Source organism: Sutterella megalosphaeroides (genome assembly GCF_003609995.1).
GTDB lineage: Bacteria > Pseudomonadota > Gammaproteobacteria > Burkholderiales > Burkholderiaceae_F > Sutterella > Sutterella megalosphaeroides.
In genome coordinates this window covers 1,610,734-1,627,335 of record NZ_AP018786.1, presented here as the reverse complement: position 1 = coordinate 1,627,335, position 16,602 = coordinate 1,610,734, and the positions used below count along the sequence as shown (strand labels likewise).

The window sequence follows — 16,602 nt, the reverse complement described above, 5'->3', positions numbered from 1 at the left end:
CTTACGCCGGAGGCGCCATGAAGGCCTTGAGGTTCTTCATGTAGAGAACGAAGACGTAAAGGATCACGACGGTCGCCACCGCAAGCTCCACGTGTGCGAGAAAACGGAGTTGCGTGACGTAGTTTTCCGTCCCGGGGTAGGTCGCGACGAGGTTTGCGGTTTTGTAAAGCGCCGTCGCACCGATGGCCATCGGGAAGGTGAAGGCCGCATACCCCGGCGAAAACTGAAGGCGCAAGAGCCGCCAGAACGCGAAGTAGATCGCCACCGTCATGAGAATCGCAATCCCGAGGAGAACTGCAACAAGCAGGAGATTGGGCTCTTTCACGACCGTGAGGTAGCCCGCCAACGAAAGGGACGCCGGAGCCGCCATGATCGCGATCGTGGGCTTCGCGGCGTTGGGGACCTCGGGGTGGAAAATGAGGCGGTACATCATGACGGGGAGCATCACGGCGTAGCTCGCCATGCCGATCGTCAGGAGCACGGTCGCCATGCCCCGGAGCTCGGGCACTCCCGGGAACGTCACGTCCGCCACGATGATCCCCACGGGCGGAATGAACCACGAGGGGACCATGTTCCCCATGATGTTTTCCTGCGAGCGGAACCAGAGGAAGAAGACGAGGGCCGCGAGATGAAGCACCACCGCGACGCACCAGAGCGTTTCCGCAAACACGGGGAAGGCGTCCAAGGTCGCGCGCGAAATCACCATCAAGGCCATTGCGAAGGTCGGGACGATGGAGCCCGCGACGGGATGCTGCAGGTCGCGCCAGAGCGTGTCGACGTGCAGAAGAAAGCGCCCGGCGAGAAGTACGAGGAGGAAGGTCGCGAGGAAGGCCCCCGTCAACTGGCCCCAACCGTGCAAAGGCAGAGCGTTTTCCATACACCAGCCGAGACTGCCGATGCCGAGCGCGAGCCCGCCCATCGGGGTGGGAAGACCGCGGAAACGATGATGAAACGTACGAAGCATGGGTTCCTCGAAGAGGCGGGCCTCGGGCGGGGCACCACCGTATTGAACGAAACGAAGGGGCGATTCTAATCGTTTTTACCGAGTTTGTGTTCGAATAGGTCGATTGAGTCTAAAATACTCGTCCTGAAAAACCGAACACACCGTGCACGTCCGACGATTCGAACGGACGAAATGGCGGCACGTTCGGGAAAGCTACTCGGGAAATTCCTCCCTATCCGTGAAAACCAAACGGGTATCATGTTTTCCAAGGGACGGGCCCGCGACGGCCGCGTACGGCGTTCGACGTGCGACGCTCCGACGAGCGGGCTCGGAAAAAAGGAAACCCATGTTCGACCCTCAACACAACGACCCCGGAACCACCATGACCACACTCGGCGCCGACGACACGCAACTCTCCGTCACCCTTCGGCAACTTCAGGTCTTCCTTGCGATTGCCAAGGCGGAAAACATCGGCAACGCCTCGCGCGACCTCAGCATGAGCAAGAGCGCCGTCTCTCAGGCGCTCGGCGAATTGGAAGCGCGCCTGGGCGTGCACCTTTTCGACCGCAACCGCGGCCGCATCTTCCTCACGGCCGAAGGGCGGCGTCTCATGCCCCAGGCGGACGAAATGGTGGCGCGCGCGAAGGACATCTCGTCGCTCTTCTCGAATCGCAAACGCTTGACCTCGTTCCGCGTGGGCTGCACCCGCACGGTCGGAACCTTCATGATTGCGGAACTCCTGCGCGGCTTCGAAGACCGCCTCGGCTGGATTCCGAGCGTCGAAATCGCCAACACGCAGCGCATTGCCGAAAAGCTCGTGCGCTTTGAGCTCGATACGGCGCTTGTCGAAGGGCCCGTTCGCCATTCCGAGCTCGTGACCGAATCCTGGATGGAAGACGAAATGGTCGTGATCGCCCCGAAGGAGCATCCCCTTTCCGGCCGCCCCGTCTCCTACGAAGAACTCTCGAACGCGCGCTGGATTCTGCGCGAAGAGGGGTCGTCCTCGCGGAATTTCTTCGATACGCAGCTTCGCCAGAAGCTCACCTCGGTGCGCGTGAGTACGGAGCTTGACAGTTTTGACGCTATCCTTCGCTCTGTGCTGATGGGGCTCGGCCTCACCTACATTTCGAGCCGCGTCCTTTCCGACCCCTATTACGGGCGGTACGTCACGCGCCTCGAATTGCCCGACCGCTTCATGCGTCAGCTCACCTTCTGCCACCACCGCGACAAGTACCTCTGCGAAGAAGTGCGCCTCTGGATGGACCACTGCCGCGCGTACGCAAACCGCGCGTCGCGTGCGATGTACTGAGCGTCGTCCTCGTGAGACGCTTGAAACCCGGGGAGCCCGTCCGCGTGTCGAACGCGGGGGAGTTGCCCGGGTTTTTGCGTTTGGCGAGCTATGAAGCCTATTGAGAAATACTCTCAACCGGAGTCCTCAAACCCGCAGCGTTGTGCCCCGGAAGTGTTTTCACTCCAAAAGCGCTCCTTTTCGGGGATTTTGGAGCGAAACGGCGGATTCGAGCAAAAGAACGGTAACATCGTGACAAAAAGAGGGGCTCACGGCGGGAAACTTTGGTCGTATCCTTGAAGCCATCTGAAAATACGTGCCCGAGAGCGGATTCCGATCGTGCGTGTTCGCACCGAATCGCGCTTCCTCGGGCGGCGGGTGCGACGAACGCGCATTTCGACGCGTCGAAGAGCGCACCTTGCAGAGTGGAGGAAAAAACATGATTTCGACGGAAGCGAACCTCAAAAAGCTCCCCGACGAAAAGGGTTATGTCATCTTCAACCTCGGGGGCACGGCCTTCGTTTCGTCCGCCCACGAAGGTAAGGGGGACGTCATGCCCGCGAGCTGGGTGTGCCCGCTCAACATCGCGCCCTTTCGCATGACGGCCGTCGTGGACGGTCCGCACTTCACGCGCGAACTCATTGAAAAGAGCGGCGTCTTCGCGCTCTCCGTACCGACGGTCCAGTTGGCGGACGTTGTCATGAAGCTCGGGACCGTTTCGATGGCGGACGAGCCGCAGAAGCTCGAAAAGAGCGGTGCCGAGATCTTCACGATTCCGGGGTTCGAATCCGTCCCGCTCGTCGACGGGTGCGCTGCGTACGCCTTCTTCAAGGTTCTGCCCGCGCCGTCCGTTTCGGAACCCTATGACCTCATCCTCGGCGAATGCCTCGGCGTCTGGGCGGACGAGCGCGTGATGTCCGAAGGGCGGGTCGACTACGACAAGGCCCCGAAGGAACTGCGCACGATTCACTACCTCGGTGCGGGTCACTTCCGCGTGTTGGGCGAAGCGCTCGACGTGCCGGGGTACGACGGATAACCGGTTGCGGGGCCGCTTCTCTTGCTCCGGAATAGAAAAAAGGGACCTTGCGGGGTCCCTTTTTTAATTTCGGCTCTCGAACGGAGGCCGAGAACCGCAGGTCGGCGAGCTCTGCTTCTGCGCTCGATCGTTCAGTCGATCACGCCGTGATGCGGCATCCAGCGCCCCCACCCGTGGAGGAAGAATTTCGCCGTGGGGCCCGAAATGAGGGCGGCCGCGACGGTCCCTTCGCGAAGCCCGCGGATCTCGCCGAAAAAGAGCAGCGATGCGATAACGGCGGAAAGCACGATGAAGACGTCAACGCCGAGGCGCAACGTCCCGAAGGAGCCGCCCCAGCGCTTCATGACGGCAAGCACCGCCCCTTCGGGCGGGAGGTAGGCCAAGCGCGAAAAGACCATCCCCGAAATGCCGAAGCCCACGAAAACGCATCCGCAAAGCACCATCGCGGCCCTGGCAAACCAGGAGCCCGCCGCCATCGCCGAGAGTCCCGTCGTGAGCTTCATCGCGACGTCGATCACAAGGCCGAAGAGGGCGCAGATCGGCAGCTGCTTCACGGCTTTGAGCAGAACCTGCGTCGGGTCGATCGCCGTCTGCACGCAGAAGAAAAAGACGTTTGTGAGAAAGACGAAGAGGCCCATCGTGAGGCCCGTCCCCATCGAGAGGACGTAGGCGAAGGACGAAATGGAGCTCGTACCGAGGTGGGCGTTGGTGATGAGGGCGATGCCGAGGGAGAGACTCGTGAGACCGAGTGCGAAGATGAAAATGCGCTTGAGCAAGAGGGGTTCCTTTCGTCGGGTTTTTCGGAGGTCGAAAAAGACCGACCTTACGGTCTTTTCCGACAAAATGGGGGAAAACCCGATCCTAACCGATTTTGGAGCGGCATCGGCGTTCGGAGGACTGAAATTTTGACGTAGACAATGTTCGGCTAAGTCGATCGAGGGGGCGCAGCCGAGCGGGTGCGTCCCTCGAATTCGCGTTTTCTCACGTACGGCTCGGATCAACAAAGAAAAAAGCCGGAAGCTGAGCCGCCGGCTTTTCGGGGTGATCGCTTCGGTCCTCGGTGAGCCCCCGGGGCCCGGTCCGGGGGTGGGGACGAAGCGATCGGTACGAGGTTGACGACGATTGCCCGTCAGAAGAACCCGCGCGTCGTTTCGGAAAGCGACATGTAGATGTTCTTCGTCTGGCTGTAGTGGGCGAGCATCATCTTGTGGGTTTCACGACCGATGCCGGACTTCTTGTAGCCGCCGAAGGGGGCGTGCGCGGGAAGTTCGTTGTAAGTGTTGATCCACATGCGACCGGTGCGAACGCCGCGCGCGACGCGCATCGCGCGGTTGATGTCGCGGGTCCACACGGCGCCGCCCAAGCCGTATTCGGATTCGTTCGCCAAGCGCACGACCTCGTCTTCGGTCTTGAACTTGATCACGACAGCAACCGGCCCGAAGATTTCTTCCTGAGCGACGCGCATGTCATTCGTGACGTTCGCAAGGAGCGTCGGCTCCATGAAGGCGCCCTTTTCGAGGCCGGGGACGACGGCGCGCTTGCCGCCCGTCAAAACGACGGCCCCTTCTTCCTTCCCGATTTCGACGTACTTGAGGATCTTTTCAAGCTGTCGTTCGTTGATTTGGGACCCCATCTGGGTCGACATGTCCATGGGGTTGCCGACCTTCACCTTCCGGAAGGCTTCGGTGAGTTTCGCCACGAACTCGTCGTAAATCCCTTCCTGGACGAAAATGCGCGAGCCCGCGCAGCAGACCTGACCCTGGTTGAAGAGGATCCCGATCTGGGCGCCTTCGATGGCCTTATCCATCTGCGCGTCGTCGAAGACGATGTTGGCGCTCTTCCCGCCCAATTCGAGGGTCGCGGGGATGAGGCGCTTGGCGGCCGCTTCGGCAACGGAGTACCCGACCTCGGTCGAACCCGTAAAGGCAAGCTTCGCAAAGCCCGGGTGGTCGAGCATGGCCTGACCCGTCGTAGCGCCCTTACCCGTGATGATGTTGACGACCCCCGCAGGGAGGATCGAATTCAAGAGTTCGCCCAAGAGAAGGAGCGACAAGGGGGTGGTCGACGACGACTTGATCACAAGCGTGTTCCCCGCGGCAAGCGCCGGGGCGATCTTCCACGCACCCATCAGAAGCGGGAAGTTCCAGGGGATGATCTGCCCCACGACACCGATGGGTTCGCGCAGATTCATCGAGAGGGTGTTCTCATCGATCATGACGGCGGTGCCTTCGTCCGCACGCAGGCACCCGGCGAAGTAGCGGAAGTGGTCGCTCGAAAGCGGCACGTCAACGAGCGTCGTTTCGCGAAGGGGCTTGCCGTTGTCCATCGTTTCGTAAGCGGCGAGCGTTTCGGCGTTTTGATCGATCAGGTCTGCGGCCTTCAGAAGGAGCGCGGCCCGTTCGGCCGCGGACGTGCGGCTCCAACCTTCGAAGGCGGCTTCGGCCGCCTTGACGGCGCGGTCGACGTCGGCGGGCGAGGCATTGGCACAACGCGTGATGAGTTCGCCCGTCGCGGGGTTGTACGTTTCAAAGAGCGCGCCCGATTCGGCTTCCACCCATTCGCCGCCGATCAAGAGGCCGTACTGTTCCTTCGGTATTGCAAACATTTTTCAACTCCTTTCGTCGCCGTGCGCATGGTGGCACCCCGAGCCGCCCCGCAGGTCGTCGAAGATTCCGTTGGTCGCGAAATCCCCGTAAATCGCGGGAGAGGCCGCGGGCGCCGGCGCCCGGACGGCGGTCCAAAATGAAGAGGGAAACGAGGGTGGGGCGCGGTCGATGTTGCGGTCCGTTTTGCGGTTTGCGCTTCGGTGCGCACCCCGTTTCGTTTCGCGTTGAATTGAGAATAGGACGGAGCGGAATCGGCGACATTCTCCCTTCGGCGGTTTTTTCGTCGGTCGTTGGACGTAGTCCTACGCTTAAAGGAAGACTTCGAGGTCGTAAACCGACGGTTCGCGTTACCGAATGTTCATTTCAATCGGAAAGAGGGCAAAAACTATCGAGGATCGTATGCTATAGAAAACAACTTTCGTCGGGCGAGCGTCGGGCAGGGAAGTCCGGAAAGAGGTCGGAAAACGACCGTAAAGCAGAGAGGCCGCGCGAACGACGTCGCACGGCCTCATAGGGGCGTTCGTTGGGTGTCGGCGGCGGTCTGAGAAGCTCGGCGGCCCCCTCAACGCCCGTCAGTCGGCGGGCTCAAGAAGGAAGAGCGTGTGGCTGATCCCGAGGTTCGGAACTTCGGACCGGATCGCAAAGCCCGCGCGCTTGAAGATGTTCCGGAGCATGTTCCCGCGGAAGAACGCGCTGTTGCCGTTCGCGACCGCCGTGAAGTAAAGGCTCGTGGCGGCAAGCGAGAGTTCCGCCGCCGCATGGCGCTGCTCGTCGACGACGGGCTCCAAGACCGCGAGAACGGGGTTCTTGCCGGAAGCCTTCATGGCGGCCTTCGTCCGGACGAGAATCGACACGGCTTCGTCTTCGGAGAAGCAGTCGAGGAACTGGCTCATCCAGAAGAGGTCCGCGTCGGGTGAGACGTGAAGTTCCGTGTCCGTCAGCCAGTCGATCGCGAACGTGTCGATCCGATCGACCACGTCCTGCAATTCTTCCCGCGTAGGGATCGCTTCCGTCTGGACGGGGAGGTCCACCACCGTCGCGCGCGCCTGCGGGTTCTTGATGAGGAACCGGTGCGTGAAGCGGCCCGTGTTCCCTCCGATGTCAACCAAGTGCTTGAAGTCGCGCGCAAGCGCAAGGACCCCGAGCGCCGCTTCATAGGCGCGGTCGCTGTGGAAGTGGTCGAACCCGAACCACGCCTTGCGCGCCGCTTCGGGAAGCTCCGGAAGGTGCGGGTAGATGGTCTTCCAGGAGGGGTCGAATGCGGACAAGCCTGCCGGGCGCCCTTCCGTGAGGCTCGCGTCGAGCTTTGCGAGTGCTTCGTAATTGACGTCCTTCGTAAAGAAGAAGTTCGCACGGGTCATGTCATCGAAAAGAAGCAGGTCCGCCACGGGCGTCGAGCGCCAGAGGAGCGGCGCTTCGGACGATCGGGCGTCGGCTTCGTCATTGCGCTCGACACGCTCGACGACCCCCGCAGGCGCAAGGAGGTCCAGAAGGACGCGCACGGCGTAGGGAGAGAGCTTCGTTTCCGTCCGAAGCGCTTCTTCCGAGAGACCTTCGGGCTTGCGCGCGAGTGCTTCGATGAGGCCCGACGAGAGGGCCGAAGCGCACGCCTCGAAGATGAAGGGCGCAAAGGCGATCTTCTGTGCTTCGAGGAGATTCTCAAGAATGCGGGGACGGTTTTTCCGGACGGGTGTGGGCATGGCTCGGTTTCGGGAAAAGCGGTTGAAAACGGGAAGACGCTGTCGTTCTGCCGTATCGGGCTTCGTTATCGGTCTCAGGATTCGGATTCGGATTCGGATTCGGGGTCGTCGGACGGCGATTTTTTCTTCACGAATCCGAACATCTGTCGCAGAAGTTGGGCGTCCGCCTCAAGAACGACGGGCGCCTTCTCGTCTTCCGAGACGATCGTGGCGCGAAGAAGCCCGACGCCGGGCCGACGGATCACCACAAAGTTCGCCGGGTGCAGGCGGGGTTTCGCATCCTTCGTTCCGGGGGTGCGGCTCACGACCGTCACGGTGACGTCCGTGCCCGCGGAATGCGCGGAAGCACCCCTCTCAAAGCGCAGCGACGCGAATTCCTCGTCGGACGGCGCCCCGCGGTTCATCTTGATGACGGATTCCGACAACCCCCAGAGGGCGAAGAAGAGGTCCTGCGAGCCCGTTTTCGCGAGGTTCTCGACGACGTCGCGACCCGCGTCTTCGCCGAAGGCTTGTGCGGCGACGCGTTGAAGGCGTTCGACGGGGCGGTCCGCTTCGATGTCGATCCCCGCGGGCGTGCGGGAAAGGACGACCGCAGCGGCACCCTTCGTATGGGAGAGCGTGCAGTAGAGTACGTGCGCGAGCGAGGCCTCCGAATTCGCTTCCGAGTCGGCGTTCGATTCGCTCTGTAACGCGTACCGAATCTTCGGTCCGTACGGAGGTTCTTCCGCGTAGTCGAAGGTCATCTCGGGAAAGAGCGCTTTCAAGCGCGCGAGGAGCGCCGCGACGACGATCCGAGCCGCACGACTCTGGCGCCGGCGTTCGGGATGACGGATTTCGTTCAAGCGCTCGAGCGCGGCCTCGGGAAGGAGCGCTTCCGTGAGGTCGGCGGCGTCGGCGACGGCCTCGAGCGGCAGAATGAACGCAACGGAAGCGCGAACGAGGCGCGGTGCCTCATCGGTGGGCTCTTCCCAGGGGCGTCTCGGACGTTCGTCAAGAAAGAGCTCCCGAAGCGCCCGATCGAGATAGCGTTCGGCATTCACCCCGCGTTTCGTGTCGGGAATCGTTCGGAAGCTGATGGGAAAATAGCGCGGTACGCCGTAGGTGTAATGGGTCGACATGGTGCGTGGATTCGGTATCAGGCGTTCTTCGGACGGAATTCGTCCCCGTCACGCCACTTGCGGAAGATGAGGCTCGTATTGATCCCGCCGAAGGCGAAGTTGTTCGTCATGACGTAGGTCTGCTCGAGGGGGCGGATGCCGCCCGTCACGTAGTCGAGCTCGGCGCAGTCGGGATCGATCCGGGCGGCTTCGAGATGCAGCGTCGGAGGCACGAACCCTTCCCGCATCCCGCGAACGGCAAAGATCGCTTCGAGTGCCCCGCAGGCGCCGAGCGTGTGACCCATGTGGCCTTTGTAGGTCGAAAACGGCACGCGGGAGCCGAAGACCGCGTGCGTTGCGTGACTTTCCGCGACGTCGCCGCGGTCGGTGGCGGTGCCGTGCCCGTTCACGTAGTCGATGCGATCCGCAGTGAGGCCCGCGTCCTTGAGGGCCTCGCGCATGGCTTCGGCCATCTGAGCCGAAGCGGGCGAGGTGATGTGCTCGCCGTCGGAATTCGACCCGAACCCCACGATTTCCGCATAAATGCGGGCGCCGCGCGCAAGCGCATGGTCAAGCGACTCCAGAATGAGCGTTCCCGCGCCTTCGCCTACCACGAGACCGTCGCGGTCGGACGAAAAGGGGCGAGGCGTTTCGGAGGGCGCATGGTTGTAGCGGGTCGACGTCGCAAAAAGCGTGTCGAAGATCGCGGCGTCCGTCGCGTGGAGTTCCTCGGAGCCCCCCGCGATCATGATGTCGTTTTTCCCCGACGCGATCGCTTCGTAGGCGCCGCCGATACCCCAGGAGCCCGAGGTGCACGCGGACGAGGTCGTCAGAATCCGACCCTTGCAACCGAAGAAAACCCCGATATTGACGGGCGCCGTGTGGGCCATCATGCGCACGTAGGTCGTCGCCGTAATACCGCGGCAGGAGTTCGTGAGAATGAGGTGCGCGAGTTCGGCTACGGCCGCAGGCTGCCCCGCGGACGACCCGTACGCCACGCCTGTTGCGTTGGATGCGATTTCGGGACTCTCCGAGAGGCCCGCGTCTTCAAGCGCGTCCGCCGTGGTTTTGACGGCCATCAGAGCCACGCGCCCCATCGCGCGCACGCGCTTGCGGGAAAACTTCACGGGATCGATGTCGAAAGGGCGTGCGGGCGCGGCCACTCGGGTGTTCAAGTCTTCGATCGACTCCCAGTCGGTCATGCGCACGACGCCGCTCGTATTCGTTTCGAGCGACGTTTTGACGTCCGCCCAGGTGTTGCCGATCGGCGAAATCCAGCCCATGCCGGTCACGACGACTCGGCGCCAGGGGCGCGGCGAATCGGTGACGGGTGCGGGCGAAGAGGAGTGGTCGGTCATAGTCAGGTGAGGGTCAAAGAGTTTGTTCGTTGCAAGGGTGGCATTCCCGGGCCTCGTTGCGGCTTCGGTGCGAATTCATACGAGACCGCCCGCGACCGGAATCACGGCGCGCGTGACGTACGCGGCGCCGTCCGAAAGCAGAAACGCGGCGACGTGCGCGACCTCTTCGGGATTCCCGAGACGGCGCATCGGAATAAGCGGCAGAATCCGTTCGCGGTTTTCTTCCGTCACCATGTCGGTTTCGATAAGGCCCGGGGCGATGACGTTCACCGTGATCGATCGGCTCGCGAGTTCCATGGCAAGGGCCTTCGCGGCGCCGATCAAACCCGCCTTGGCCGCGGAGTAATTCGTCTGCCCGCGCGTACCCACCATGCCCGAAACGGAGGACACGACGACAATGCGCCCTTTCCGGGCGCGCGCCATCGTCATGACGAGCGGCCGCAGGACGTTGTAAAAGCCCCCGAGGTCGGTGTTGACGACGTCGTCCCAGTCGTCGTCCGACATGGCAGCCAGGGGCATGTCGCGGTTGATGCCGGCGTTCAGTACCACGCCCCAGAAGGGGCCGCGAAGGGCGACATCCTCCGCGAGCACCTCGGCCGCGGTCTTTCGATCGGTGACGTCGAAGGGAAGGGCATAGGCTTCGTGCCCGAGCGCGCGCAGGTTTTCGACGGCCTCCCGCGCGCGTTCGGCGTTGCGGCCGTTGACGGCGACGACGTAGCCCTCTTCGGCCAAGCGCTTCGCGACGGCAAAGCCGATCCCGCGGGAGCCCCCGGTGACGAGAACGCGCCGCCCGGCACCCGGTCCCGTACTTTTGACGGAGAGGGCCGCGGCGGCATCGGAGGGAGCGGAAACGGTATCGCGGGAGGTGGTCGCTTCGGTCATGGGTGCACCTTCGGGAGGGAGTGTTCGGGTCGAATGGTTGTCGGAAAGAGCCGGTTCGTCGCGGAGGTTTTTGTATATGAGCCGAACGGATCGAATGTTCCGGGCCCGACGCCAATTATGCGCCGATCGGGTTCGGAAAACCCGCCCGAAAGGCGGGATTTCACGCGCGATACGCTCGGGTTTCGCGTTCGTACGATCCTTTTTCGACACGTCTCAGCGGCGAAAGCCTTCGAAATACCCCTCGGGCGCGTCGAACACCGTCAGAACCGCGTCCGCAGCGGGGCGGTACTCGGTTTCTCCCGGCAGAAGCGCTTCCGAGCGGCACGCGAACTGCCACAAGCCCTCGTCCGAGACGAAGGACTTTTCCGCCGTCGTCTTGAACTTCGTCTCGACGGGGTAGTCGGAGGCCCGAAGCGTGATCCTGCGCGAGCCCAAAAGAAGGCCGATCTTCGGCTCGAGTCCCGCACGCCGCGCGTTGATTCCCGCAAAGATCCCGATCGTCTGAGCCATCACTTCCATGAGGCCCGAGGCCGGGAAGCGCCCCGTGTCGAGATCCAAAAGCAAATTGTCGCTTTCCACCGTCATGAGACTTTCGGCACCGGCCTCCGAGTAGCTCACCCCTTCGTCGATGAGACGCATGGGGCCCGATTGCGGCAGAAGCCCCCGGGCGTCGCACGGGGCCGTGAGATACGTGTGCGAGAAAAGGAGGGACGCGTTGCTGCCGCCGAAGGCGAACGCGTTCACAAGGACGTTCCGGCGCGCGCGAGCGACGGGTTCGCGCACCCAGTTGAGCTGCGTGATGTCGGGGTCCGGCGCTTCGTCGCCTCGAAACGCAAGCGGGAGCGGCATCGCGGGGTCGCGCAGGAGCCCGTAGGCAACCGCCGCCCCGAGCGCCCCGGCGCCCGCGAGCGTATGCCCCACCGCGCGTTTGATGCTCGAAGCGGGAGCGTTTTGAAGACCCGCATCCCGCACGGCCTTCGCTTCCGCGGAGTCGTTCTGACGCGTGGCGGTGCCGTGTAGATGAATGTAATCGATGTCGTCGGCCGTGACGCCCGCCGTTTCGAGCGCTCGCAGCATCGCGCGCTTCGCGCCTTCGCCTTCGGGGTGGGGCGCCGAAATATGGTGCGCGTCGGAAGTCTCCCCCCAGCCCGAAAGACGGACGGAGGCCCACTGCTCGTCAGGCGGCGCGGCGTCTCCGGAGCTCGCAACGCATCGCTTCGGGTTCGAGGACATGAGGAAAAAGGCTCCGCCCTCGCCGAGATGAAGACCTTCGCGGGCCGCTTCAAAGGGGCGGGCGCGTTTTGCGGACCGAGCCCCCAACGCGGAGAACCCTTCGCGGGTGAGGGGGTTGAGGGTGTCGAGCCCCCCGGCCAACATCACGGTCGTGCGACCGATCTGAAGGAGGCGCGCCGCTTCAGCGACGGCTTTGGCGCCCGACGTGCAGGCGGTCGAGACCACGTAGGCGGGGCCCGAGAGACCGAGCGCGTCAGCGAGGAGCCGCGCGGGGCGGCCCGGGTCCAGAGTCGCGACGGCGGGCCAGGGGGTGAATTCCCCGAGTCGGTCGATCGTTTCACCGACCCCGGAGGTCGAGCACCCGAAAACGAGCCCCGCTTCGAGCTTTTCCTTCTTCGTCAATTGCGCCGCCAGGGGTTTCAGCATCCCGTACGCCGAGCGCCAGGAGCGCGTTGAAGCAATGAGGCGGTCTTCGTGGGACCAGTCCCCTGCGAACGCTTCGAAGTCCTTGCGGGCCTCGACTTCGGGGTCGAGAGGGAAGGCGCCGAGCGGTACTTCCGCGCCGTCGTCATCCGCGTCCGAAAAAGGCGTCGGGTCCGCGAGGCGCCGAAGGAGCGTCGTCAGATCGTTTCCCAACGCCGAAAGAACGGCAGCGTCGTGAACATAGACGGGCAACAGTGCGGGTTCGGGATCGCGCAGAAGGTCTTCGACGGTGATGGGGGCGGACATGGCGAAAACTCCGAAAAGAGGGCGTCGCGAAGGAAAATTCGAGGAGAGTCGATTATACCGAGGGGGCCTACCGGGCGACACGAACGGGGCCCGGTGTTGACCGCCGAGGTTTTACTGGCGGTTCGCTTCCGAACGATAAACGAGAAGATTTCATCGACCCTATGGACGAACTATCTGCCTAGTTCGTAGGTTGGTACCAACACCAATGTCGGTGTTTTTCGTTATGCACTAACGTAATCGACGATTCATCGGGCGCAACGCCTCCTGAAGTATCCCCATGTTTCAAAGGACAAGGATTGGATCATGAATCGCTTCTTCAAAACCAAGTGGAGTCAGGCTCGTCGTCAATACGTCGTCACCGACGAAAACCATCGCACGACCGATCGCAAGAAGACGCTCGTCGCGGCAGCCGTTGCGGCGGCGGGGCTCGGTCTCGGCGTAGCTCAAGCCGCGTACGTGACGCCGCTCGCGGGCGCCGCCTCTCCCGAATTCTCGGGTACGTCCGCCTCGGATGCGACCGCTCGGACGACCGCAGATCCCGCCTACGTCGAAACCGGCAAGCTTGGGAGCACCAAATCCTGGGAAACCGACGAATACACGAAATCCCACGCGTTGACGCTCATCAACGCGTCGCAGGCGTACGCCGAAGGCTACACCGGCAAGGGCGTTCTCATCGGCGTCGTCGACTCGGGTGCAGAGCTTGCGCATACCGACCTCTCGGGCGGGCGCATTTTCGGCGTGACGGCTTCGGGCACGTACTACCACGACGGCGACCGGTATCCGTTCGACCAATTCGCGGGCGGTCAGGCGGACGACAAGACGGGTGAATATTCGAAGGGCGAAGCGTTCGAAACGAACGGCGACTGGATCCTCGGCATCAACGACGCGCACGGCACGCACGTGACGTCGGTCGCGGCGGGGAACCGCAACGGTATCGGCTCGCACGGCGTTGCATTTGAATCCGACGTGGCGGTCGGCAATACGGGCGGCACGGACAACATGAATTACGGCCCGTATCAGGACTACAACTACTTCTACGCGGTCTGGGACGCGGTCGGAAACACGGGTGCGAAGGTCATCAACAACTCTTGGGGCACGAACATCCGCGTCGAAAACGACCAGGGCGTCGTTGATTCGGGGTGGCACTACGACGTCGGCCAGGTGGGCTCCGAATTCGACTTCACGACGGGCCAGAACGGGGTCGAAAAAGAATACTACCTCTTCCGCGAAGACGCCGATAAGGCGGGCGGCAAGAACTTCATGGACGCCGCCTACGAGGTCGCGAAGAAGCACGGCCTCATTCAGATCTTCACGAACGGGAACCGCAACTTCCAGAACCCGTACTATCGCGCGATGTATCCGTACTTTACGCCCGACGCGGAACAGTACTGGATCGCCGCTGGCGGTGTCGACATTACGGCGGACGGCCGCATGGTCATCATGGGGAACGAAAACGGTACGCATGCCGGTACGGATGACGATCACGGCGGAGGCGGTTACAACCGCGCGGGCGTTGCGAAATGGTGGACGATCACGGCTCCGACGAACGTTTGGGGTGCGAGCATCGATCCCGCTACGGGCGCGATCGACGGCGACGGTAATGCGGCAACAGATTCCAAAGACAACCACGGCTGGGGCACCGCAGGCGGCACGAGCAATGCCGCTCCGCACATCGCGGGCGCCATGGGCGTCTTGATGGGCCGCTACACCTACTTGACTCCGACGCAAGTGCGCGACGTCATGTTCACGACCGCTTCGAACACGGACGGTCAGGAGGGATTGCTTGAAGAGTGGGATTCCGCGACGGGTGTTCCCGACAACGATTACGGTTGGGGCGTGCTCGACCTCGGCAAGGCCATTTACGGTCCGGGTCAGTTCTTGGGCGACTTCGCCGTGACGATGAACGACGTTGACGATACGTGGCGCAACGACATTTCGGATGTCGCCATCAAGGCCCGCAAGGTTGAGGACGAAGAGGAAGATGCGGCCTGGGTCAAACGCAAGGCCGTTCTCGACGAAAAGAAGGCCGCGGGGCCCCTCACGAAGGAAGAAACCTGGGAGTACGAATACAAGACTGCCCGCGACGAAGCGCGCGATCTGCGTGCCAAGCAGGGTTACGTCGGGCGCCTTATCAAGGACGGCAACGGTACGCTCACGCTCACGGGTCACAACACCTATTCGGGCGGCACGATCGTCAACGGCGGTACGGTGGCCGGCCTCTCGGACTCCTTCGGTTCGGGTGACGTCGTCGTGAATGCGGGCGGTACGGTCGAATTCCACACGCAGTTCAGCCTTAAAAAGGCGGATAAAGACGATTGGGTGGAAGACAACTACGCCGCCAGTGCCGAGACGACCGACGACGCGAACGTCGTCGTGAAGAAGGGCGGCGCGCTCTCCGTCGCCGAATCGGGCGTTTCGCTCGGCAACGTCACGGTCGAAGAGGGAGCGATCTTCAAGGTGGGCGGCATCGACGAAACGATGCTCACCGATCTCTGGAAAGATCCGACGAAAGCCTACGACGTGACGCTCACGACGAAGTCGCTGACCGGTGCCGAGAACCTGACGGCCGGTACCGACTATGCGTTCTTCTCGAACGAAATCGACACGTCGACCGCCAATACCGTGAAGGCCTCGCTCAAGAAGCGCGACGGCGGCATGGCCGCGGCCGCGACAACCGAAAACGGTCGTGCGATCGGTGCCGCGATCGAGGCGAACCCCGAGGGCGAAACCTTCGCGGCGTTCCTCGGTGCGACGAAGGATCAGGCGGCCCGTACGTTCGATTCGCTCGGCAGCGACATCAACTTCACGGCTCAGAACCTCTCGATCGTCAATTCCCTCACGCTCTCGCGCGCGGTGAAAGATCAGTCGACGGGTTACGGCACGGCCAATACGGCGAAGCTCGGTAACGGCGCCGAAGTTTGGGCGACCGGCATCGGTGCTTGGAGCAATTCGGATGCGGGCGGCGCTTCGACCGACCTCGACGCGGACTTCTATGCGGGTCTCGTCGGCGTTGAAATGCAGGTTTGCTCCGCGACGAAGTTGGGCGTCTTCTTCGGTGCGGGCTCGACCGACTTCAAGGGCGGCGTCGACGGCAAGATCGACAGCGACGACATCCACGCTGGTATTTACGGCGAAACGGCGACGGGCCCGGTCTCCTTGGCTTACGGCTTTGCCTGGACGCAGCAGGATCGCGAACTCACCCGCGGCATTTCCTTCATGGATTCCGTCGGTTACGGCACGACGAGCGCGGACGCCGACCTGATGCAGCTCTTCGGTGAAGTGGCCTATACGGGCCTCAACACCGACGCGTATTCGGTCGAACCCTATGTCGGCTTCACGTGGGTGCACGCGAAGGCGGACGGCTTCACCGAAACGGCGGGGACGACCGCCGTCACCTCCGAATTCGACAATCAGAACATCGAGGTGACGACCCTCGGTGTTCGCGGAGCGATGCCCTTCAAGCTTGCGACCGTCGACATGAAGGTGAAGGGTGACGTGAACTGGATGCACTTCTTCGGCGACACGGCCGCCGAAGGCACGGTGCGTATCGGTGACGCGGCCCCGGCCGCCCTCAAGGGCGAAGAGCTTGACAACCTCTTCGGCGTCGGTCTCGGTATCGAAGCGAAGATGGGCGAAAGCACGACCTTCGGTCTCTCCTACACGGGCGCTTACGGTAGCGACGTGACCTCGCACGGGGTCGGCGTCAATGTCCGCTACGCCTTCTGATCGA

General features: G+C 62.7%; 11 protein-coding genes. 3 read left to right on the top strand and 8 right to left on the bottom strand.

Annotation, left to right across the window (positions count from 1 at the left end; all coding sequences use genetic code 11):
* Position 1: 1 nt before the first annotated feature.
* The gene (locus S6FBBBH3_RS06655; protein WP_120177004.1) at positions 2-964 is read right to left on the bottom strand and encodes a TDT family transporter; all 963 of its coding nucleotides are present in this window, start codon (positions 962-964) and stop codon (positions 2-4) included.
* A 325-nt stretch (positions 965-1,289) separates the two neighbouring features.
* On the opposite strand from S6FBBBH3_RS06655, the gene S6FBBBH3_RS06650 reads away from it, so the two are divergent.
* Both S6FBBBH3_RS06650 and S6FBBBH3_RS06645 read left to right on the top strand, forming a co-directional pair.
* Complete coding sequence (locus tag S6FBBBH3_RS06650) at positions 1,290-2,252, top strand: LysR substrate-binding domain-containing protein (protein ID WP_232008746.1); 963 nt, start codon at positions 1,290-1,292, stop codon at positions 2,250-2,252.
* A gap of 418 nt (positions 2,253-2,670) precedes the next feature.
* Positions 2,671-3,267 (top strand): flavin reductase family protein, encoded by a 597-nt coding sequence (locus tag S6FBBBH3_RS06645; RefSeq protein ID WP_120177003.1) that lies wholly within the window; start codon positions 2,671-2,673, stop codon positions 3,265-3,267.
* Positions 3,268-3,398: 131 nt separating this feature from the next.
* On the opposite strand, the gene S6FBBBH3_RS06640 is transcribed toward S6FBBBH3_RS06645, so the two are convergent.
* From S6FBBBH3_RS06640 to S6FBBBH3_RS06610, 7 genes are all read right to left on the bottom strand, one after another.
* Complete coding sequence (locus tag S6FBBBH3_RS06640) at positions 3,399-4,043, bottom strand: YczE/YyaS/YitT family protein (protein WP_123957657.1); 645 nt, start codon at positions 4,041-4,043, stop codon at positions 3,399-3,401.
* A gap of 353 nt (positions 4,044-4,396) precedes the next feature.
* The gene (locus tag S6FBBBH3_RS06635; RefSeq protein WP_120177001.1) at positions 4,397-5,872 is read right to left on the bottom strand and encodes an aldehyde dehydrogenase family protein; all 1,476 of its coding nucleotides are present in this window, start codon (positions 5,870-5,872) and stop codon (positions 4,397-4,399) included.
* 573 nt (positions 5,873-6,445) lie between these two features.
* The gene (locus S6FBBBH3_RS06630) at positions 6,446-7,573 is read right to left on the bottom strand and encodes a methyltransferase (protein WP_120177000.1); all 1,128 of its coding nucleotides are present in this window, start codon (positions 7,571-7,573) and stop codon (positions 6,446-6,448) included.
* Positions 7,574-7,647: 74 nt separating this feature from the next.
* Positions 7,648-8,691, bottom strand: a complete 1,044-nt coding sequence (locus tag S6FBBBH3_RS06625) for a 4'-phosphopantetheinyl transferase family protein (protein WP_120176999.1) — start codon at positions 8,689-8,691, stop codon at positions 7,648-7,650.
* 17 nt (positions 8,692-8,708) lie between these two features.
* A complete protein-coding gene (locus S6FBBBH3_RS06620; protein WP_120176998.1) occupies positions 8,709-10,028 on the bottom strand; it encodes a beta-ketoacyl-ACP synthase in 1,320 nt (439 codons plus the stop codon).
* Between the two features lie 75 nt (positions 10,029-10,103).
* Positions 10,104-10,910, bottom strand: coding sequence for a 3-oxoacyl-ACP reductase FabG (gene fabG, locus S6FBBBH3_RS06615; RefSeq protein WP_120176997.1), 807 nt, complete (start codon positions 10,908-10,910; stop codon positions 10,104-10,106).
* A 213-nt stretch (positions 10,911-11,123) separates the two neighbouring features.
* Positions 11,124-12,872 carry an ApeP family dehydratase gene (locus S6FBBBH3_RS06610; protein ID WP_120176996.1) on the bottom strand — a complete coding sequence of 583 codons (1,749 nt, stop codon included), beginning with the start codon at positions 12,870-12,872 and terminating at the stop codon, positions 11,124-11,126.
* A gap of 303 nt (positions 12,873-13,175) precedes the next feature.
* Between S6FBBBH3_RS06610 and S6FBBBH3_RS06605 the strand changes: the two genes are divergently transcribed.
* Positions 13,176-16,598, top strand: coding sequence for an autotransporter domain-containing protein (locus tag S6FBBBH3_RS06605; RefSeq protein WP_120176995.1), 3,423 nt, complete (start codon positions 13,176-13,178; stop codon positions 16,596-16,598).
* Positions 16,599-16,602 lie beyond the last annotated feature (4 nt).

Excerpts from the sequence above, each read along its gene's own strand:
- S6FBBBH3_RS06610 (WP_120176996.1), bottom strand. The coding sequence starts at position 12,872 with ATGTCCGCCCCCATCACCGTCGAAGACCTTCTGCGCGATCCCGAACCC.
- S6FBBBH3_RS06645 (WP_120177003.1), top strand. The coding sequence starts at position 2,671 with ATGATTTCGACGGAAGCGAACCTCAAAAAGCTCCCCGACGAAAAGGGT.
- S6FBBBH3_RS06650 (WP_232008746.1), top strand. The coding sequence starts at position 1,290 with ATGTTCGACCCTCAACACAACGACCCCGGAACCACCATGACCACACTC.
- fabG (WP_120176997.1), bottom strand. The coding sequence starts at position 10,910 with ATGACCGAAGCGACCACCTCCCGCGATACCGTTTCCGCTCCCTCCGAT.
- S6FBBBH3_RS06630 (WP_120177000.1), bottom strand. The coding sequence starts at position 7,573 with ATGCCCACACCCGTCCGGAAAAACCGTCCCCGCATTCTTGAGAATCTC.
- S6FBBBH3_RS06635 (WP_120177001.1), bottom strand. The coding sequence starts at position 5,872 with ATGTTTGCAATACCGAAGGAACAGTACGGCCTCTTGATCGGCGGCGAA.
- S6FBBBH3_RS06620 (WP_120176998.1), bottom strand. The coding sequence starts at position 10,028 with ATGACCGACCACTCCTCTTCGCCCGCACCCGTCACCGATTCGCCGCGC.
- S6FBBBH3_RS06605 (WP_120176995.1), top strand. The coding sequence starts at position 13,176 with ATGAATCGCTTCTTCAAAACCAAGTGGAGTCAGGCTCGTCGTCAATAC.
- S6FBBBH3_RS06625 (WP_120176999.1), bottom strand. The coding sequence starts at position 8,691 with ATGTCGACCCATTACACCTACGGCGTACCGCGCTATTTTCCCATCAGC.
- S6FBBBH3_RS06655 (WP_120177004.1), bottom strand. The coding sequence starts at position 964 with ATGCTTCGTACGTTTCATCATCGTTTCCGCGGTCTTCCCACCCCGATG.